The 18,927-nt window shown below is 65.2% G+C and carries 15 protein-coding genes and 1 pseudogene; 9 read left to right on the top strand and 7 right to left on the bottom strand.

Annotated features, from left to right (window positions below):
- Positions 1 to 23: 23 nt before the first annotated feature.
- Entirely contained in the window at positions 24 to 677 is a 654-nt protein-coding gene (locus JZ792_RS23040) for a TetR/AcrR family transcriptional regulator (RefSeq protein ID WP_216913216.1), read from the bottom strand.
- Positions 678 to 904: 227 nt separating this feature from the next.
- On the opposite strand from JZ792_RS23040, the gene JZ792_RS23035 reads away from it, so the two are divergent.
- Genes JZ792_RS23035 through JZ792_RS23025 form a run of 3 tightly spaced genes read left to right on the top strand, consistent with a single transcriptional unit; the run spans position 905 to position 5,970 of the window.
- On the top strand, positions 905 to 2,116 hold the full coding sequence (locus JZ792_RS23035) for an acetyl-CoA C-acetyltransferase (RefSeq protein WP_216913215.1): 1,212 nt from the start codon (positions 905 to 907) through the stop codon (positions 2,114 to 2,116).
- 27 nt (positions 2,117 to 2,143) lie between these two features.
- Entirely contained in the window at positions 2,144 to 4,381 is a 2,238-nt protein-coding gene (locus JZ792_RS23030; RefSeq protein ID WP_216913214.1) for a 3-hydroxyacyl-CoA dehydrogenase NAD-binding domain-containing protein, read from the top strand.
- A gap of 5 nt (positions 4,382 to 4,386) precedes the next feature.
- Positions 4,387 to 5,970 carry an AMP-binding protein gene (locus JZ792_RS23025; RefSeq protein ID WP_216913213.1) on the top strand — a complete coding sequence of 528 codons (1,584 nt, stop codon included), beginning with the start codon at positions 4,387 to 4,389 and terminating at the stop codon, positions 5,968 to 5,970.
- A 152-nt stretch (positions 5,971 to 6,122) separates the two neighbouring features.
- On the opposite strand, the gene JZ792_RS23020 is transcribed toward JZ792_RS23025, so the two are convergent.
- From JZ792_RS23020 to JZ792_RS23005, 4 genes are read right to left on the bottom strand one after another with little or no spacing between them, the layout of a single operon-like run.
- Positions 6,123 to 6,344, bottom strand: coding sequence for a hypothetical protein (locus tag JZ792_RS23020; protein WP_216913212.1), 222 nt, complete (start codon positions 6,342 to 6,344; stop codon positions 6,123 to 6,125).
- A 41-nt stretch (positions 6,345 to 6,385) separates the two neighbouring features.
- Positions 6,386 to 7,480: an NAD(P)-dependent alcohol dehydrogenase gene (locus JZ792_RS23015; RefSeq protein WP_216913211.1), complete on the bottom strand. Its 1,095-nt coding sequence runs from the start codon at positions 7,478 to 7,480 to the stop codon at positions 6,386 to 6,388.
- A 42-nt stretch (positions 7,481 to 7,522) separates the two neighbouring features.
- On the bottom strand, positions 7,523 to 8,773 hold the full coding sequence (locus tag JZ792_RS23010; protein WP_216913209.1) for a cytochrome P450: 1,251 nt from the start codon (positions 8,771 to 8,773) through the stop codon (positions 7,523 to 7,525).
- Positions 8,774 to 8,831: 58 nt separating this feature from the next.
- A complete protein-coding gene (locus JZ792_RS23005) occupies positions 8,832 to 10,247 on the bottom strand; it encodes an aldehyde dehydrogenase family protein (RefSeq protein ID WP_254190195.1) in 1,416 nt (471 codons plus the stop codon).
- A 340-nt stretch (positions 10,248 to 10,587) separates the two neighbouring features.
- Here JZ792_RS23005 and JZ792_RS23000 point away from each other — a divergent pair, with 340 nt between their 5' ends.
- Together JZ792_RS23000 and JZ792_RS22995 are read left to right on the top strand one after the other, a co-directional pair.
- Positions 10,588 to 11,820 carry a TetR/AcrR family transcriptional regulator gene (locus tag JZ792_RS23000; protein ID WP_216913207.1) on the top strand — a complete coding sequence of 411 codons (1,233 nt, stop codon included), beginning with the start codon at positions 10,588 to 10,590 and terminating at the stop codon, positions 11,818 to 11,820.
- Positions 11,821 to 11,937: 117 nt separating this feature from the next.
- Positions 11,938 to 12,741, top strand: coding sequence for a thioesterase family protein (locus JZ792_RS22995; RefSeq protein WP_216913205.1), 804 nt, complete (start codon positions 11,938 to 11,940; stop codon positions 12,739 to 12,741).
- 11 nt (positions 12,742 to 12,752) lie between these two features.
- On the opposite strand, the gene JZ792_RS22990 is transcribed toward JZ792_RS22995, so the two are convergent.
- Together JZ792_RS22990 and JZ792_RS22985 are read right to left on the bottom strand one after the other, a co-directional pair.
- A complete protein-coding gene (locus JZ792_RS22990) occupies positions 12,753 to 13,718 on the bottom strand; it encodes an acyl-CoA dehydrogenase family protein (RefSeq protein WP_216913204.1) in 966 nt (321 codons plus the stop codon).
- Complete coding sequence (locus tag JZ792_RS22985) at positions 13,711 to 14,871, bottom strand: acyl-CoA dehydrogenase family protein (protein ID WP_216913203.1); 1,161 nt, start codon at positions 14,869 to 14,871, stop codon at positions 13,711 to 13,713. Before JZ792_RS22985 ends, JZ792_RS22990 begins: the two co-directional genes overlap by 8 nt.
- A gap of 161 nt (positions 14,872 to 15,032) precedes the next feature.
- On the opposite strand from JZ792_RS22985, the gene JZ792_RS22980 reads away from it, so the two are divergent.
- The 4 genes and pseudogenes from JZ792_RS22980 (at position 15,033) to JZ792_RS43525 (ending at position 18,805) form a co-directional block, all read left to right on the top strand.
- Positions 15,033 to 15,491, top strand: coding sequence for a Zn-ribbon domain-containing OB-fold protein (locus tag JZ792_RS22980; RefSeq protein ID WP_216913201.1), 459 nt, complete (start codon positions 15,033 to 15,035; stop codon positions 15,489 to 15,491).
- Positions 15,484 to 16,629: a thiolase family protein gene (locus JZ792_RS22975; protein WP_216913199.1), complete on the top strand. Its 1,146-nt coding sequence runs from the start codon at positions 15,484 to 15,486 to the stop codon at positions 16,627 to 16,629. The genes JZ792_RS22980 and JZ792_RS22975 overlap by 8 nt, the downstream gene beginning before the upstream one ends.
- Positions 16,630 to 16,666: 37 nt before the next feature.
- Positions 16,667 to 17,557 (top strand): annotated as a pseudogene (locus tag JZ792_RS43530) (acyl-CoA dehydrogenase family protein); the annotation flags it as partial.
- The gene (locus JZ792_RS43525; RefSeq protein WP_438804364.1) at positions 17,549 to 18,805 is read left to right on the top strand and encodes an acyl-CoA dehydrogenase family protein; all 1,257 of its coding nucleotides are present in this window, start codon (positions 17,549 to 17,551) and stop codon (positions 18,803 to 18,805) included. The pseudogene JZ792_RS43530 and the gene JZ792_RS43525, both read left to right, overlap by 9 nt.
- Positions 18,806 to 18,927: the final 122 nt, after the last annotated feature.

Below are 18,927 nucleotides of genomic sequence, written 5' to 3'. Positions count from 1 at the left end.
GGGATCGCGAAAAAGCTGGGCATCTAGGCTCCTGACTCGGCGTCGTCGGCCTGCGTCGTGGACAGCTTCGACTCGGCGGCGTGGAGCTCCGGGGCGATGAGGTCGATGAACTTGTCGCCGATCCGTCGGACGTCCTCGTACGATCCGGACGCGAGTCGTACCCGGCCGAACAGTGTGCTGTTGATCGATGACAGCATCAGCCCGATATCCCGCGCGCGTTCCTCGTCGAGGATGTCGAGTTCGCTGACCAGCCAATCGAAGCCGGTCTGCTGATAGTCGGTGATCAACTGATGGACGAGCGGGTTGCTACTCGCGTGCAGTGAGTGCTGCATGGCGAGAAAATGCGGATATCTCTTGTTCGCCGCGACCAGCAGATGCAGTTTCGAACGCAGCCGCGTCACCGCGTCCTTGCCCGGATGTGGTGACGGTTCGCGCATCGGCCGCACCCATTCGATCAGGGCCACCGCGTAGACGTGTTCCTTCGACTCGAAGTAGCGGTACAGCGTTCCGAGGGCGACCTGGGCGCGCTGGGCGACATCGCGAATGTGGATCTGCTCGTAGCTCCGTTCGACGAGTAGTTCGATCGCGGCGGTGACGATTTGTCCACGGCGGGCCAGTTGCCAGTCGGGTAGAGCCGCCGCTTCCGGCGGTGTCTTCGACGCATTGCGGCCGGCCATGGGCTCCCCGTTTCGATTGCCATCCGGTGTGGACGGTTCGTTGTAGTCACGATAGTGGTGGTCGAGTCGATGTGAACGGTGGACTTACTCAATATCTGAAGTTAGAGTCTAATTCTACTCGGTGGACGGACCGCTCAGGCGGGTGTCGGCCGAGCCGGTCGCACAGCGGTCCGCGCGTGCGTTCCCTACTCCGCCCGCGCCGATTCCTGACAACAACGGAGAGATTCATGGACGAAGTCTTCATCTACGACCACGCCAGGTCGCCCCGCGGACGGGGCAAATCGACCGGGTCTCTGCACGAGATCACCTCGATCAGCCTCATCACCCAGGTTCTCGCGACGCTGAAGGAGCGGAATCGACTGGCCGCCGACGCCATAGACGACGTGGTGCTCGGTGTGGTCAGTCCGGCGGCCGAGGCCGGCGCGACCACGGTGCGAATGGCGCCGATCGCAGCGGGTTTCGCGGACTCGGTCGGCGGGCTCCACCTCAATCGGGCGTGTGCCTCGGGCATGGAGGCCGTCATCGTATCGGCTGCCAAGATTCGTGCCGGATGGGCGGACGGCGCCATCGGCGGCGGCTACGAAAGCATGTCCCGAGTGCCACCGGGCACCGGTGGCGGCGGTGCGTGGGGCGTCGATCCCGCGTTCTCGGCAGCGCACCCGTTCATGATGCAGGGTGTCGCGGCCGACCTGCTGGCGACATTGCGCGGAGTCGGCCGAGCCGACCTCGACGCCTACAGTCTCGCCAGCCAGGAACGCGCCGCCAAGGCCCAGGCGGGCGGATTCTTCGACAACGCGCTCGTGCCGATCACCGACATCCTCGGCACGGTCGTGCTGGACCGCGACGAGCACCTACGTCCCGACGCGACCTCGGAGGGGTTGGCCGCGCTACCCGCGGCATTCGCCCTCGAGGGCCAGAAGCTCGGATACGACGACGTCGCTATTCAGCGATATCCCCACCTCACCGAGATAAACCATGTCCACACCGCTGGTTCGAGTTCCGGGGTCGTCGATGGCGCCGCGGGTGTGCTGATCGGCAATCACGAGTTCGGCGTCCGCAATGGCCTGCGCCCGCGCGCGGTGATCAAATCGTCGGTGACCTACGCGTCGGATCCGCTGTTGTTCCTCGACGCGCCGCCCGAGACCTGCCGTCGGGCGTTGAAGCGGGCGGGCATGGGAGTCGCCGACATCGACCTGTGGGAATTGAACGAGGCTTTCGCCGTCGTCCCGCTCGTCTTCATGGACGAAATGGGCGTCGAGCACGATCGCCTCAATGTCAACGGTGGAGCGATAGCGCTCGGCCATCCGCTGGGAGCCTCGGGGGCGATGATCCTCGGCACCCTGCTCGACGAACTCGAGCGCCGGGAGCTGTCCACGGGTGTGGCGTCGCTGTGCGCGGCGGGTGGCATGGGCATCGCGACAGTCATCGAACGAGTCTGACCAGGACGGCACACAGAAATGACGACTATGACCAATAGCATCGCATACGACGTCGACGAGGTCGGTGTCTGCACTTTGACGATGGATGACCAGGGTGCGACCGTCAACGCTGTCGGCGGCCGGTTCATGGCGGACCTCGCCGCCGCGATCGCCCGGGTGGTGGCGGACGACACCGCCAAGGGAATCCTTCTGGTCTCCGGCAAGGACGGGTTCGTCGCCGGAGGCGATCTCAAGGAAATGGACAACGGCAAGGCTCGGCTGTCGACGACGTTGACCCCAGCGCAACGACTGGATCTGCAGCAGTCGTTGTCGAACGCGCTGCGCACGTTGGAAACCCTCGGAAAACCCGTCGCCGTCGTCATCAACGGTGTCGCCGCGGGCGCGGGCCTGGAACTGGCGCTGGCCTGCCACTATCGTGTCGCCATCGATGACCGCGGCGTGTTGCTCGGACTGCCGGAGTCCCAGGTGGGGCTGATCCCCGGCAGTGGTGGCACGCAGCGCCTGCCGAGGCTCATCGGCGTCGAGAAGGCCGTGCCCCTGATGCTTCAGGGGACTCTCGTCCCGGCCGCCAAGGCGAAGGAACTCGGGATCGTTCACGCGGTGCTGCCGCGCGCCGAGGCGCGCGCCGAGGCCCGGCGGTGGCTCCTCGAGGACGGCGATCCGGTTCAGCCGTGGGACAAGAAGGGGTTCGCGGTCCCCGGCGGCCTTCCCACCACGTCGCCGAACGTCGGCCGCGTCTTCTTTCTCGGTAACACCGTGACCAGGGCCAAGACTTTCGGGAACTCACCGGCGCAGACCGCCATTCTCGCGGCGGTGTGGGAAGGTATCCGGCTGCCGTTCGACACCGCGGTGCGGTTGGAAGGCAAGTACTTCCAGCGCATTTTCGAGGACCCCACATCCAAGGCGATCATCCGGACGATGTTCGTGAGCAAGAAGTCCGCGGATAAACTCAGTGCTCGTCCGGCGGGGATTCCCAAGGCGGATATCAAGCGGCTCGGAATCGCGGGCGCCGGAACCATGGGCGCGGGTATCGCGCTCGCGGCGGCCAAGGCAGGCTTGCAGGTCGTGCTGTTGGATTCCACCGAGGATAAGGCGCTGGCGGGCAAGAGCTATGCCGAGAAGCGGCTGAATCGCGATGTCGAGAAAGGACGCTCGACCCCCGAGAAGCGCGATGCGATCCTCGGCCGTATCGAGGCGACCGCCGATTTCAGCGGTTTCGGTGACGTGGACTTCGTCGTCGAGGCGGTGTTCGAGTCCGAGAGTGTCAAGCGTGAGGTGTACGCCGAGATCGAGAAGCATCTGCCGCGGGGGGTGGTTCTCGCCTCGAACACCTCGGCGCTGCCGATCACGGGTCTCGCCGATCTCACCGGCAGGGCAGAGAAATTCGTCGGCACCCATTTCTTCTCCCCGGCCGAGCGGATGCCGCTGGTCGAGATCATCCGTGGCCGAGCGACCTCCGACGAGACCTTGGCGCACGCGCTGGATCTCGCGCAGATCCTGCGCAAGACCCCGATCGTCGTCAACGACAGTTGGGGGTTCTTCACCAGCCGCTTCATCGGGTCGTTCCTGACCGAGAGCATGCGCATGGTGCAGGAGGGCGTGCTTCCCGCGCTCGTGGAAAACGGCGCACGCATGCTCGGGATGCCTCAGGGAGCCTTGACCGTCGCCGATGCCGTCGGACTCGATGTGGGTCGCGCACCGCTGATCGCGAAGGTCCGTGCCGACGAGAACGCGGCGGCCACCGACTACGAACTCGGTGCCTACATGGTCGGCAAGTACGACCGCCTGGGCAGGAAGAACGGCAAGGGCTTCTACGACTACCAGGCCGACGGGTCGAAGCGGCTGTGGGCCGGTCTGTCCGAAGCGATCCCGCCGCTCGCCGAGCAGCCGTCCATCGGCGAGGTCAAGTCCCGCATCCTGTACGCCCAGCTCGCTGAGGGCGCCCGTGCGTTTGCCGAGGGTGTGCTGCTCGGTCCCGCCGACGGTGATCTGGGGGCTACCCTCGGCGTCGGATTCCCCGCACATCTCGGAGGTCCGTTCGTCGCCATGGATCAGATCGGTATCGCCGAGGTCGTCGCCGAACTGGATCGGCTGCGTGGTGCCCACGGTGAGAAGTTCGCCGTACCTGATCTGTTGCGTCGGATGGCGGAGAACGGTCAGTCGTTCTACGGAGCGAACGCTGTCGTATCACCCGGGGCCACGGGCGAAGTGTCGGGTCCCGATTCCGGAAAGGCCGTATCCGGAGCGCGGGGACAGGCGAAATGACACAGGTGGAACCCATTTACGATGATCCGAGTCTTCGCGACAACGGTGTCTACGCTTGGGGTAGACATCACCCCGAGCGGACGGCGCTGATCAGCGACACCACCGGTGAGACAGTGTCGTTCGGGCAGTTGCTGCGGCGTGCGAACAGCATCGCCAACCAGTTGCGCTCGATGGGGATCGGCCCGGGCGACACCGTCGCCAGCTGGCAGAACAACGGCATCGCGCAATGGGAGTTCTTCGCGGGTGCACTGCAACTCGGCGTGCTCGTGGTTCCGATCAGCACTCATCTGACCGGCGCGGAAGCCGAGTACATCTTGCGGGACTCCGGTGCGAAGCTGCTGGTCGCCTCCGACGATCTGGCGGGGAACATCGAATCGACCGGTGCGATATCGGCCGATAGGCGTTTTGTCGAGGGCGATGCCGTGGACGGCTGGCGACCGTACCCGGAGTTGCGTGATTCCGGTGCCGTCGATGCGCCCGACGAGCGCATGGCCGGTTCGTTCATGTATTACACCTCGGGCACGACGGGGCGGCCCAAGGGTGTCCGGCGTGCCCTGCTGCGAATCTCACCGGAGGTTCTGGCGACGGGCGCGGCGTTCTTCCTCGCCAAATTCGGGGTCGAGGGCGATCCCGGTGTCGCGATGCTGTTTTCACCGGGCTACCACGCCGCGCCCGGCGCGAACACGTGGAACGCGCTCAACAGAGGTTTCACGGTCGTAGTCCTCGATAAATTCGACGCCGAACACGTCTTGCGTTCGATTCCGAAGTACGGGGTGACGCTGATCAACGCGGTGCCGACGCATATCCATCGCATGCTGGCACTGCCGGAGGATCTGCGCGCCGGACTGGATCTGTCCAGCCTGCGCCAGATCCTGGTCGCGGGTGCGAAGTTCGCGCCGCCGCTCAAGGCGCGCGCGATCGAGTACTTCGGCCCTGTGGTGTGGGAATCCTTCGCTGCCACCGAAGGTTTCGTGTGTTGTGTGAGTCCCCAGGAAGCGCTCGAACGTCCAGGAACGGTGGGTCGACCGGATCCGGAATCGATCCGCATCCTCGCCGAGAACGGCGAAGTCGCCGCGGTCGGCGACAGCGGGGCGATCCACTTCAAGTCTCTCGGTGGCACATTCGACTATCACAACGACACGGAGAAGACCGCGAAAAGTGTGAGCTCGGACGGTTTCATCAATTGCGGGGATCTGGGCTATCTGGACGAGGACGGTTACCTCTACATCCAGGATCGGCGGGTGGACCTGATCATCACCGGTGGCGTCAATGTCTATCCGGCCGAGGTCGAACAGTTGCTCGCGGAGCATCCGGCCGTCGCTGATGTCGCGGTGGTCGGGGTGCCCGACGAGGAGTGGGGCCAGAATGTCGTGGCCGCTGTTCAGCTCGATCCCGGTTTTACGGCGAGTGATTCGCTCGCCGAGGAGATCCGCGCCTTCTGCAAGGAAGGGCTCGCGGGTCCCAAGGTGCCGCGCGCGATCGTTTTCGAATCAACTCTGCCGCGTACGGCTACCGGGAAGATGCGTCGCAACCAGGTTAGGGACGCCCTGGTGAACGCTCGCACAGAGTCGGCCGACTCGGTGTCCTGACGTCGCTGGGACCTTACCCGACAACGTCCCCGGCTCTCCGAGGAGAGCCGGGGACGTTGCACTATGTGAAAGGGTTCGCGGTCCGGATATCGGTATCGTCGCGGGAAGTGCGGGCGCCGATCATTCCGTGCCGCCGGACCACGAAACCGTCGTCACGGCCCAAGGAACAGTCGCTCGCACGGCAGGCGCGGCAGTAGCTGTAAATCCCCCAGGCCGTCGCAGACCAATTCTATCGTGTACCAACAATGATGCCGCCAATCGCGGATCAGGTTCTGTACCGCCGCCGCGGCGGCGGCGTAGTCGAAGACCACGCCTGCCAACCAGATCCGCACGTGCACATCGCCTCGGGAGCTGGGCCACTTCGGGCTGGTCATATCCGACATAGCTGCCTCGCGATAGTTGGGGCGGTACTCGATCAGGGCATGACGATGATCGGTTTGACCGCGGCTCCCGCGACCGCATCGGCCTCGGCACGTGAGATGTCGGACAGATCGTAGGTGGTGATCATCCGATCGAACGGGAAAACGCCTTGCTGCCACAACTCGATCAGGCGGGGGATGAAGTTCTGCGGCACGGCACCGCCCTCGTAGTTGAAAGTCACCGACTTGCCGGTCAGTTCAGAGGGGTGCAGCGTCAGCATTTCCATGCCGGATCCGACGAGGACACACGTGCCGGGGCGGCGCAGGACCCGGACGGCGTTGGCCATCACCGTGGCGACGCCCGTGGTGTCGAAACTGAAGTCGAGTCCACTCGTATCGCCGCGAACGGCCGTCGCGACATCGTCTGTCGCGCCGTCGACCGCACGCGTCGCGCCGAATTCCAGGGCGAGGGCCCGCCGTTCCGGGTTGAGATCGACCGCCACGATTTCGCCCGCGCCGGAGAGTTTGGCCGCCATGATCGCCGAGAGTCCCACGGCCCCAGCACCGAAAACAGCCAGAGACTGCCCCGCGCTCAGGCGCATCACGTTCAGTACCGACCCCGCGCCGGTCTGTACGCCGCATCCGAGCGGGCCGAGCTTCTCGAGTGGGACGTCGCGGCGAACCTTCACCAGATTACGTTCGGTCGCCAGCGCGTATTGCCCGAACGAAGACTGCCCGAACCACCGGTTGGTGACCGGTTCGCCCGCGGTGTCGTGTGCTGTGCGACGGCCATCCGACGTCAGGCCGACGAGGTTGCGTGCCTCGAATGCCTCACAGTCCGTGGGGCGTCCGCCGCGACAGGCCGTGCAATTGCCGCACGAATCGAAGCTGAGCACCACGTGGTCACCCGGCTCGACGGAGGTGACGCCGAGCCCTACCTTCTCGACGATGCCCGCGCCTTCATGGCCCAGGACCACGGGCAGGAACTGCTCGCCGAGCAGTCCGCTGCGCCCGATCAGGTCGGTGTGGCAGAAGCCGGTGGCCACGATGCGGACCAGCGCTTCCAGTGGACCGGGGTCGTCGAGGTGGATCGACTCGATCGAGAACGGTGCCGCGGGGTCGCGGAGTACGGCGGAGAGCGACGTGGTCACTGGCGTTCCTTTGGTATTCGGTGTGCGAGAGCCGGGACAGGTTCAGCTGATGCGCGCGGGAAGGGATTCGATGCCGTTGATGAAGTTGCTGACCAACTGGACGGGTTCGCCGAACTCGATCTTCGGGACACGGCGGAGCAGTTCGCCGATGATCGAGCGCAGCTGGACCTTGGCGACGTTGTGGCCGAGGCAGTAGTGCACGCCGCCGCCGCCGAATCCGACGTGGCGGGTGCGCGGTCTGGTCACGTCGAACACGTTGGGATCGGGGAAGACGGTCTCGTCGCGATTGCCGGAGCAGTAGAACATGACGACCTTGTCGCCTGCGGCGATCTGCTGTCCGCCGAGTTCGACGTCCACCGCCGCAGTGCGCGAGAACTGGATGACCGGGGTCGCGTGCCGGACGAATTCGTCGACCGCTTGGCCGAGCGCGCTGTCCAGATTGTCGATCAGCCAGTCGCGCTGAGTGGGGTTCTCGCTCAGCGACAGCATGGTCCTGGTCGTGGTCTGCTTGGTGGTGTCGTTACCCGCCACGCTCATGAGCAGCATGAAGGCGCCGATGTGGTCGTCGGTCAGACCTTGCCCATCGATGCGGGCCTCGACCAGATTCGTCATCAGATCGTCGCCGGGGTTCTTGCGACGGAAAACCGCGAGATCCTTGGCGATGGTGAAGAGATAGCCGGCCTCCTCCATGAGTTTGAGGAGCTTCGCTTCACCCTCCAGTCCGGCGACGTCGAGTCCGCCGACGAGGTTCTCCGCCGCGCGGGCAACGCGCTTGCGTTCGGATTTCGGAACGCCGACCATGTCGGAGATGGTCTCCATCGGCAGGCGTGACGAGCAGTGCTCCACGAAATCGATATCGCCCGCGCCTATCAGGTCGTCGACGATGGCCTCGGAGTTCGAGACGATACTGGCCTCGATGCCCTTGATCTGCTTCGGGGTGAAGGCCGCGTTCACGAGCCCGCGGTAGAGGGTGTGTTCCGGCGGGTCCATGCCGAGGAAGAAGCTGGCGGCCGCGCCGGCGGGATCCGCGGGGTCCATGGTGGTGCCGTACTTCGATTGGAACACTTCGCTGTTCGTGCTGACGGTGGTCACGTCGGCCGCGCTCGTCACCGCCCAGAAACCCTGCTGGTCGTGCGGTGAGTGGTAGTCGGCGGGCGGATGCCAGCTGACCGGCGCCTCGGCGCGGAGCCTGGCGAAGGACTTCTCGCGTTCGGCGAACGGCTGAGCCCAGAACGCGGTCGACGAGATGTCGATATCGGTCGTGAACGGATGGCTGGTACGGAACAGCTCCATGATCATCTTTCTTTTCAGGCTGCGGTGTCGTGGTTACGTGGATGCGGCTCCGTGGTGCTCAGCCCGTTCGGGCCGAGACCGTGACCGCCTGGAACTGGGTGAATTCGTCGAGTCCCCACGGGCCGTTCTCGACGCCGATCCCGCTCGACTTGGTGCCGCCGAACGGCATGTCGGGTCGCACGCCACTGCCGTGTGCGTTGATCGACACCTGGCCGCAGTCGAGTTGTCCGCCGACTTGCAGCGCATGCTCGGTGTCCGCGGACCATACCGACGCTGTGAGTCCGTACGGGGAGTTGTTCGCTCGCGCGATGGCGGTGTCTATGTCCCGATAGGCGACGATCGGCAGCACGGGGCCGAACTGCTCTTCGTCGACGACTCGGACGCCGTCCTCGATGTCGGCCAGGATGGTCGGCGCGTAGAAGTACCCGGGCCGATCGATCGGCGCGCCTCCGGCCGCGGCCCGCGCACTGTATTTCAGGGCGTCATCGACCAGTGCGGAAACCCGTTCGTATTGGGGAAGATTGCAGATCGGGCCGAGTTGCACATCGGGCGTTGTGCCCGAGCCGACGCGGACACCACGGGCGTATTCGGCGAGGGCATCGACGACATCGTTGTATATCCGTTCCGGTGCGTAGACACGCTTGATGGCCAGACAGACTTGACCGTTGTTGTCGAACGCCCCCCAGAACAGGCGCGGTGCGGCCGTGACGAGGTCGACGTCATCGAGCAGAATCGCCGGGTCGTTCCCTCCCAACTCGAGCGTGACCCGCTTCAGGTCGGTCGCCGCGCTCGCCGCGATCGCTTTTCCTGTCGGCGTCGACCCGGTGAAGCTGATCTTGCGGGGCACCGGATGCGCGACCATCATCGCTCCCAGCGGGTCGCTGCCCGTGACGACATTGAGCACGCCGGGGGGCAGTGCCCGCGCGAGCGCCTCGGCGAATGCGAGCGTGGACAGCGGAGTGTACGGAGAGGGCTTGAGTACGATCGTGTTGCCCGCTCGCAACGCCGGCGCGATCTTCCAGGAGGCGAGTGCGATGGGGAAATTCCACGGTGTGATCGCCGCGACGACGCCCAGCGGCCTGCGGATGACCTCGGCGTGACCGCGGGCATCGTCCTGTACGACCTGTCGGGGAACCTCGAGGTCCGCGAAATAGTTGAACCACGACGCCGCGCCGCGCAACTCGAGCCGCGCCCCGGCCAGTGGTTTGCCCTGCTCGGCGGTCAGCAGGGCGGCGATGCGCTCGGAGTCGGCTTGGACGGCCCGGGCGGCGGCCCGCAGAGCGGATCGGCGGTAATCGTCGTCGAGCCGCCACGAGGTCAGCGACTGCTGGGCGGCGTGCATCGCGCGATCGAGTAGTTCGACCGTGCACTCGGGCGCTTCTGCGAACGGCTCACCGGTCGAAGGATCGTCGACGGCGAAAGTGGCCTTGCCGCTGACTATCTCGCCATCGATGAGCATTCCGAGGGAGGGCAATGGGGTCTCCTTGATCGCGCGACCGCGCAGCGGGGCAATGACGTGAGCCCGGCCTGCGAGTGAGTGAATCGGTGATGCCGCTCACAGAGACTAACAAGACTTAGGTTCTCATTTCAATACGTCGCTGATTGTTAACTGTAAATGGGCATGCGTCGTGCGGTTACGCGCGCCCTCGCGTATTCATCGAGCGCCGTGTCGACCCTCTGGTGGACCTGGGAAGGGCCTGACTGGCCTGTTCGATGGATCGAAGGGATATCATGTGTCCAAGTCGAGGATTCCCCGGTTCGCCCGGGGGCGGTCGTCGAGCAAATCGCCGGGCTGCGAGACGGAGGGTGTGAAGATGGCTTCGGTGCGTGCGGGGCGTCCGGACAAGACCGAGGTTCCTCGTTTCGATGGCGAGTTGGTCCATCGGCGCGGTCGCCGTCAGCAGATCGTGGACGCCGCGTTCGAATGCCTGGCCGTCGGAGAGTTCGACCGGATCAAGATCGATGATGTGGCGCGTACGGCAGGTCTGGCGAAGGCGACGCTGTATCGCTACTTCGCGTCCAAGGAGGCGCTGTACTCGATCGTGCTCCGTGAGTGGTCGGACGCGCACGACCTGAGGACGACCTCGGCCGCCGGTCCCGAGCGGGCCAGGATGCGCGCGCACTCCAAGATCGACGCCTTCGCCGACAGTCAGCAGTTCTTTCGCCTTGCCGTCGCGCTCTTCTCGAGTTCCGATGCCGTGGTGAAGGCCGAACTCTCGAGTGTCGGTGCACGTACGTACCACTATTTTCGTGACGATTTCGCTGATCTGACCAGGGTGACACCTCACGACGCCGCGATCATCATGCAAGCGATAGTGCACTCGGCCGTGATGGCCGCCGTCTACCACGGCGCCGCATTCGCCGATGCCCACCACCTCGTGGACCAGGTCGTCCGGCTCGTCGTCGGTTCTCCGGTCTCGCCCACTGCGGGCGATCACGTAGTCAACACTGGCGCGCGCGTGGCGATGTCCGCCGAGATGCCCGCGTTCAAGAGGCGACGTAGACAGCAGATCGTGGACTGCGCGAAGGAGTCTCTGCGTGCGAATCCCTACGAGAAGATCCATGTATCGAACGTGGCCCAGGACGCGGATGTCGCACTTGGAACCCTGTATCGGTACTTTCCGTCGAAGGAAGCTCTCTACGCCGAAGTGATCCGTGACTGGTTCTCCAGCAGTGGATTCTCGTCCTCGTTGGACGATCTGCCGGCCGAGTCGCGAGTACGGGTGCGAATCCGGGTGGCTCTCGATGCCTTCGAAGCCGATCCGGAATTCTTCAGGGTCAACGTGTTGCTCCACTCGATCGGCGACGAACTCGTCCAGCCGGTCCTGGGAGAGGTGATCGCCTCTGCGCGAGCGATGTTCATTCGCGACCTGTCCGCGCTCGGTGTGCCGAATCCGGCCGATGCCGCGACGATGCTGTGGTCGCTGCTCGGTTCGCTCACCACGGGTGTCGTCTCCTATAACAGGACCTTTCCGGAGGCAAGAAGAGTGGCTGAGGTCTTCGCGACGTTGATAGTGACGAGCGCCGACGGCGGGACCGAAAACTAGAATCGAGTTCTTGATAGTATTCGGCGAGAATCCTAGCTTCGGATCGGGCGATGCCGCCACCGGGTGTACGTGAGATGCCTTGGTGCAGAACGATCTACATTCCGAGAGGTATCACTGATGGGCGATGCGTACTATGAACTGCTGGAAACAGGCGAGCACGGTGAACATCTTTCATCGGCTGATCTGACCCGAGGTACCTGGGGTGATATGCAGCACGGTGCTCCACCCTGCGCCCTGCTCGTACGCGCGCTGGAGAACTGCGAACCTCGCCCGGATGCGCGCCTGAGCCGGATCGTCGTCGAATTGCTCGGCCCGGTTCCGGTGGCTCCGGTATGGGTCTCCGCGCGAGTGGAACGTCCCGGGTCGAAAATCGAATTGCTTGCGGCGGTGATGAGTTCGGTGGACCGCACGGGCGAGTTGCGCCCGGTGGCGCGCGCATCCGCCTGGCGTATGCGCCGGACCGACACCACCGAGATCCAGCGGTCCTTCGATGAGCCGTTGCGTCCCGTGGTCGAAGCAGCGACGTGGGCCGGGACCCAGCGCTTCACCACCGGCTATGTCAGCACTCTCGACTGGCGATGGCTGACGAAGCCCAACGACAGCGAGGGCGAGGGCGAGTCCTGGCTTCGATCGACGGTCGATCTCGTCCACGGAGAGAAGATGTCACCGCTGCAGAAGCTGTTCGCGGTGGCCGACAATGCCAACGGAGTCGGCTCGAAAGCCGACATCCGTCGGTGGACCTTCCTCAATACCGACATCACCATCCACCTCTACCGGGTACCGGAGGGGGAGTGGATCGGGATCCGTGCCGATGTGGGCTATGGACCCGACGGGGTCGGCGCGACGATCGGCACCCTGTTCGACCAGCACGGCCCCGTGGCCGGTATCCAGCAGGCGGTGCTGCTACAGCGCCGTTCGTGATCGAGACGCCTTCACACCAGATCCATGAGTTCGAGCAGTTCGGTGCTGTCGTTTCCGGTGCGGAGCTCACGCCCGATGGCCGCGACCAGATCGGCTGACGATCCCGCGACGGAGTCGAGGGTGAGAACTCTGCGGTGCAGTTGGTTCACCGAGTATTCCCACGTGAAGCTGATCGCGCCGGTCACCTGGGTAATCGCCTGGACCACGGTGTGCCCGACGCGTCCGGCCATCGCCTTCACCGCTCGCGCCAGTGCGGCATCGAGTTCGCCGTCGACGGCGCGCTGCACCGCCTGATCGAACAAACACGCCAATTGGTATCGGTCGGCGGCCGCCCAGGCGAGGATGTGCTGGATCGCCTGGTAGCTTCCGATGGATTGCCCGAACTGTCGGCGGGTTTGCACGTAGGCGACCGCGTCGTCGAGTAGGCGGTCGCACACGCCGAGGATCTCGGCGGCCGCGCCGAGCCGGGCGCGCGCCAGGAGATCGGCGCGGAACTCGGAGGCGAGAGGTTCGGGCGCGAGGACGGTGCCGGGGTTGGTTGTGAGATCGATGATCGTCAGATAGTCATCGGCCTCGTCCGCGGGATGGCCCGCGCCGAACGGATCCGTGACAAGGACGAGTCCGGTGCCGGGGATATCGGCGACCGCATCGGTTCGCGCGGTTGCTCCAGGAACAACGAATCGTGTTGTGCTCAAAGAGAATCCGGCGACAACGCGACGTTCGTCGGAAACTCCGCCCCACGCCGGTCGCGGGCCTGTCAGCGCGAACCGGCCGAGGACATCGGTCCGGCCGCCGTGGTAGCCCTGGGCCTCGAGAAAGGCCAGGACGGGCCGCGGATCGCCCTGGCCGGAATGTGGCACGAGCAATTCGTCCAGTCCGAACGCCTCGACCGCAGCGTCGCCGTCGAGGCGACCGAAAATCGGCAGCGCCGCTTCCCGAAAGGCGACATACTCGTGTGGCCGAAGTGTCTCAAGCATTTCCGAGTCCCAAGATATGACGTGCGATGGTCATCAACTGCATTTGTTGAGATCCTCCGTAGATCGTGACGATCCGTGAGAACAGGTACTCCTGCTGGAGAACCGAGTCTTCGTCGGAATCGTGCGGGAATGCCACGCGTGCGCTGTCGATATCGCGCAGGGCGTTGTATACGGTCTGCTCGGTGCGTGTGGTAAGCAGCTTGTTGAACGCCGAATCCGGGCCTAGTTCCTGCTCGCTCGCCTCGCGCGCGAGCAGGTTGATCGCCGTGGAACGCACCCCGAGCAACTGCAGCGCGGCCTCACCGACCTGCCGATCAGAGTTCTCGCTCATCGATTTCGACGAGGACTTCAGGTTCTCGCGGAAACCGAGATGCCGCACCCACGACAGCGTGCCTCGTTCATGGGCCAGCAGATACATCGATGCGCGCCAGCCTCCGCCGACCTCGCCGACTATCTGATGCGGTGGAACGCGGACTCCGTCGAAGGTCACCTCGCCCAGTTCGTCGTTGCCGTTGGCCTGGCGAATCGGGCGCGCGGTGACGCCGGGTGCGCGCAGGTCGATCGCCATCATGGTCAATCCGCGATGACGCTCCTCGGGAGTGCCGGTACGTACCAGTGCCAGACACCACCGCGCGTACTTCACCCAGCTGGTCCAGATCTTGGCGCCGTTCACTATCCAATCGGTACCGTCGAATTCGGCGCGTGTCCGCAGTGAAGCGAGGTCCGACCCCGCTTCCGGCTCCGAAAACCCTTGCGCCCACGACTCGCTGCCTTCCAGGAAGGTGGGCAGGACCGCGCGCGTGAATTCGGGGTCGGCGTAACGGACCAAGGTCGGCGCGACGATCTCGAGATGTTCGAAGACGGTCGGGCCACCCCACCCGGCGCGGAAGAGTTCGTCGTACATCGCGGCGCGGTGCAGGATCGTGCCACCGTGACCCCCGGCCTCCTCCGGCCATCCGATGCGACCCCAACCCGCCTCGTAGAGAAGTTCGCGAAGTCGCCGTGCCTTATCGACGCGCGCGTCGTAGTCCGCGCAGGCGGGTAGCAGGGGAGCGAGATCGGATTCGCTTGCCGCCATCCAGTCGCGGAACCGGTCGACGAAGTCGCGGAGACTCGATTCGTGCACGCGGGCGTAGACGCCGTCGGTACCCAAGAATCCTCCACTGTTCGTGTGCCACTTTCATTGATTTCGACGTCAGTGTAGAATTTGGATAACTGCTTGCACAAGGCGAACGAGAACACGGAGTTCGCCGCCAGTTCCGACGACAGTTCCCGGATGAGCGCACGGCGCATACCGGTGAGAAAGGCGCGCTCATGGAGAGCCGGAAACCCATTGCCGAGGATCTGTTCACCTGGCCTGCCGAGAGCCCTTCGCTCATCGCCGGGCGTTGCTCGGATTGCGATACCGTGGCGTTCCCATTCCGGGACAGCTGCCCGCGGTGCGGCCGGACCGCGATCGGAAAAGAACTGCTGGAACGTGAAGGCATCCTCTGGTCCTGGACGTCTCAGGGTTTCCGTCCCAAGGCGCCCTTCTCCGGCAATCTGCTCGGCGGCGGCACCGACACCTGGTATGTCGGATTGGTCGAGATCGGCGGCAAGATCAGGGTCGAGAGCCTGCTGAGCAATGTCACCGAGCAGGATCTCGAGATCGGGATGCCCCTACGTCTGACCGTGATTCCCTTCCGCGAGGAGGAATCGGGCGACACGATCGTCACTTTCGCATTCGAGCCCGCGGGCGACGCCGCGGAAACCATGGAGGTCACCAATGCCTGACGTCGCGATCATCGGGGTCGGCCTGCATCCCTTCGGCCGCTTCCCCGGTAAACCGGCACTGGAGATGGGCGCGTACGCCGCGCGTATGGCCCTCGCCGACGCGGGGGTCACCTGGCCGGATATCCAATTCGCAGTCGGCGGCAGCTTCGAGGTCGACCAGCCCGATGCCGTGGTCGCCCAGCTCGGCGTGACCGGGATTCCCTTCACGAATGTCTACAACGGCTGTGCCACCGCGGGCAGCGCACTGGCGGTCGCCAGTCAGACGATCAAACTCGGTGAGCACGGCCTCGGGCTCGTGGTCGGACTCGACAAGCACGAGGGCGGCGCCTTCACCTCCGACCCCACCGACTACGGGTGTCCAGCCTGGTACGGCGAACTCGGATTGTTCCTCACCACGAAATTCTTCGGTATGAAGATCAACCGGTACATGCACGATCACGGCATCACCCCCGAGACACTCGCCACGGTCGCGGCCAAGAACTACCAGAACGGGGTGCTCAATCCCAACGCGCACCGCCGTAAGCCGTTGAGCGTCGAGGAGATACTGGGATCGCGGATGATCAATCATCCGCTCACCCAGTACATGTTCTGCAGCCCGGACGAAGGTGCCGCCGCGGCGGTCGTCTGCGACGCGTCGATCGCGCACAAGTACACCGACACTCCGATCTATCTCCGCAGCGTTGTCACCCGGACCCGCCGTTTCGGCGCCTACGAGGTACACACTCCGGCGACGTCCACAGACAACATCCCGGCCCCGACCGTCGACGCCGCGCGGGCGGCCTACGAGATCGCCGGTATCGGACCCGAAGACGTGCGGATCGCCCAGTTACAGGACACCGACGCCGGCGCCGAGGTCATCCATATGGCCGAGGTCGGCTTGTGCGCCGACGGGGAGCAGAACGATCTCATCGCGCGGGGAGTGACCTCGTTGCGGGGATCATTGCCGGTGAATACCGACGGTGGTCTGATCGCCAACGGCGAGCCGGTCGGCGCGTCTGGCCTGCGGCAGGTCTACGAACTGGTCATCCAGATGCGGGGCCGCGCCGGGGAGCGACAGGTCGAGGGAACCCCCTCGGTGGGGGTGGCCCAGCTCTACGGGGCACCCGGTGTCGCCGCGGTGTCGGTCCTGAGCCGATAGTCAACCAGCCAGTCAGACAGAAGGACCACGGAAACCCATGAGCGGTAGCGCGCAAGCTCTCGATCGCGAAGAACTCCGGCTATTGGAGACCACGGCGAGGAAGGTCTTCGAATCCAACGCCGGGCTCGAGGAACTCGGAGAACTCGGGTTCACCGGCCTGTTGACTCCCGAGTCGAGTGACGGCGACGGGTGGAGGGTAGTGGAGGCGTCGGTGGTCGCCAAGGAGTGCGGCCGCGCGCTGAGCCGGACACCGTGGGCCGTGACAGCGGTGGCCGCCGCCGCTGTCGCCGCGGTATCGGACGATGTCGCGCCGGTTCGTGAGTTGCTCGCCGGGACCAGTGCCGCCGCGCTGGCCCGCGCGAACGCGATCTCGGGCAGAGTCTCTGTCGTCGGGGCCGCCCGTCCCGAGGTTCTGCTGATCTCGGGCACGTCCGATCTCTTCGTGGTGCCGAACGCTTCGACCCTCACGGTCGAGGAGGTGGCGGACGGGCTCGACACCACGAGGGAACTGGCCTTCATCACCCTCGACGGCGCGGCAGGTGAAACTCTCACCCCCGAGGACACGCGCAGATTGCGCGCCGCTCTGGTCCTGCTGCTGTGTGCCGACAGCGTCGGTGCGCTCTCCGGCAGCGTCGAACTGCTCACCGAACATCTGACCGGCCGCGATGCCTTCGGCCAGCCGTTGGCTTCCTTCCAGGTGATCGCCCATCGGCTCGCCGATCTCGCGGTGCTCATCGAAGCCGCCGACGCCTTGACCAGCAGCGCGGCGGCATCCCTCGCCGCGGGGGAGCCGCACGCCGAGCAGTTGGTCGAACTCGCGCACGGCTATCTCGCGCGTCGGTGCGCCGCCGCGCTCGACGACTGCATCCAACTCGCGGGCGGCATCGGATTCACTTGGGAATGGCGTCTGCATCACGCGATGCGCAGGGTTCTCGTCAACGCGGCGCAACATCCCACGAATACCGACGTCGTCGCCCTCCTCGGTGCGCTGACCGCACGGACCGATGACGGCAGCGATCCGGCCGACTTCCGTCACCGGGTTCGCGAGGTGATCGCCCGGCACCGCCCGCACGAGGCCCGCGAAGGACACCGCGCCCCGGAATCGCCGGAACAGGAACGCGCACTGCGCGATTGGTACAGAACCCTGTACGACGAGGGGTTGCTCGGTGCCAGTTGGCCATCGGTGTGGGGCGGTCGCGAGGATTGGGAACCTCGCCAGGATCTCGTGCTGACCGAGGAATTGATCCGCGCGCGTGCGCCGCGGCCGATCGATCAGGTCGGACTGGCGAGCCACGTGCTGCTGGAATTCGGGACCGACGAGCAGAAGCGCAAACACCTTGCCCCCATTCGCGAGGGACGAGATATCTGGTGCCAATTGTTCAGCGAGCCCGGCGCGGGAAGTGATCTGGCGGGAATCACAGCCCGTGCTACCCGGCGCGAAGACGGCAGTTGGGTGCTCGCCGGCCAGAAGACCTGGACCACCGACGGACATTGGGCGCAATTCGGTCTCGCGCTGCTGCGGACGTCGACGGAGACGAAACGGCACGCCGGAATCACCGCCTTCATCGTGCCGATGGACTCGCCGGGCCTCGAGGTCCGGCCCAAACCGACGATCGGGGGCGCCTACGAATTCAACGACGTCTTCCTCGACGGAGTGGTACTCGCGCCGGAGCAGGTCGTCGGCGAGGTCGGGCGGGGCTGGTCGGTGGCGATGTCCGGTCTCGACCTCGAGCGTTTCACGGTCGGCGCCAATGTCGTACTGCTCGAACTCCTGCTGACCGATGTCCGCACGGTCGCCGAGAACGTCGGTGCGGACGGGGACAGACTGATCGATCGCGCCGACATCGCAGCGCGGATCACCGATCTGATATCGCAGTTCGCCGCCGCGAAATGCTTCCTGGATTCGCATATCACCCGGGCGCTCGCGGGCGTCGAGGGTGAAGCCGAGGCTCCGATCGCGAAAATCCTGTACAGCGAGACATACAACCGCATCGCGCGATTCGGTGTCGAGATCGCCACCGCCCATCAACCGCTGCCCGCCACTGCCGCGGGCGCGGCCCAACGGCTCCAGGACGCGTGGCTGTGGTCGCGTGCGTTGACGATCTCAGGCGGCAGTTCGGAAGTGATGCGCAACATCATCGGCAAGCGGCGGCTGCGGCTGCCGAGCGCCCGCTGACCCACCGAGAGAACATCCGCCCGGTCGTGCGGGCGTCCAATTTCCCACGCCGCAGGCCCGAGGCCGGTTCGCGGCGACTTCGAACCGAGGTGAAATCATCGTGCCCGCACTCCGATTGGCAG

This window comes from Nocardia noduli (assembly GCF_019038455.1).
In the GTDB taxonomy this organism is placed as follows: Bacteria; Actinomycetota; Actinomycetes; order Mycobacteriales; family Mycobacteriaceae; genus Nocardia; species Nocardia noduli.
Note: the sequence above shows the minus strand (reverse complement) of the source record. Positions and strands in the feature narration are given on the sequence as shown.

Coding starts and splice junctions, on each gene's coding strand:
- JZ792_RS23035 (WP_216913215.1), top strand. CDS start 905: ATGGACGAAGTCTTCATCTACGACCACGCCAGGTCGCCCCGCGGACGG.
- JZ792_RS22975 (WP_216913199.1), top strand. CDS start 15,484: ATGCCTGACGTCGCGATCATCGGGGTCGGCCTGCATCCCTTCGGCCGC.
- JZ792_RS22995 (WP_216913205.1), top strand. CDS start 11,938: ATGGGCGATGCGTACTATGAACTGCTGGAAACAGGCGAGCACGGTGAA.
- JZ792_RS22990 (WP_216913204.1), bottom strand. CDS start 13,718: ATGCTTGAGACACTTCGGCCACACGAGTATGTCGCCTTTCGGGAAGCG.
- JZ792_RS23000 (WP_216913207.1), top strand. CDS start 10,588: ATGGCTTCGGTGCGTGCGGGGCGTCCGGACAAGACCGAGGTTCCTCGT.
- JZ792_RS23010 (WP_216913209.1), bottom strand. CDS start 8,773: ATGGAGCTGTTCCGTACCAGCCATCCGTTCACGACCGATATCGACATC.
- JZ792_RS43525 (WP_438804364.1), top strand. CDS start 17,549: ATGCGCAGGGTTCTCGTCAACGCGGCGCAACATCCCACGAATACCGAC.
- JZ792_RS22980 (WP_216913201.1), top strand. CDS start 15,033: ATGGAGAGCCGGAAACCCATTGCCGAGGATCTGTTCACCTGGCCTGCC.
- JZ792_RS23020 (WP_216913212.1), bottom strand. CDS start 6,344: ATGACCAGCCCGAAGTGGCCCAGCTCCCGAGGCGATGTGCACGTGCGG.
- JZ792_RS23030 (WP_216913214.1), top strand. CDS start 2,144: ATGACCAATAGCATCGCATACGACGTCGACGAGGTCGGTGTCTGCACT.
- JZ792_RS23040 (WP_216913216.1), bottom strand. CDS start 677: ATGGCCGGCCGCAATGCGTCGAAGACACCGCCGGAAGCGGCGGCTCTA.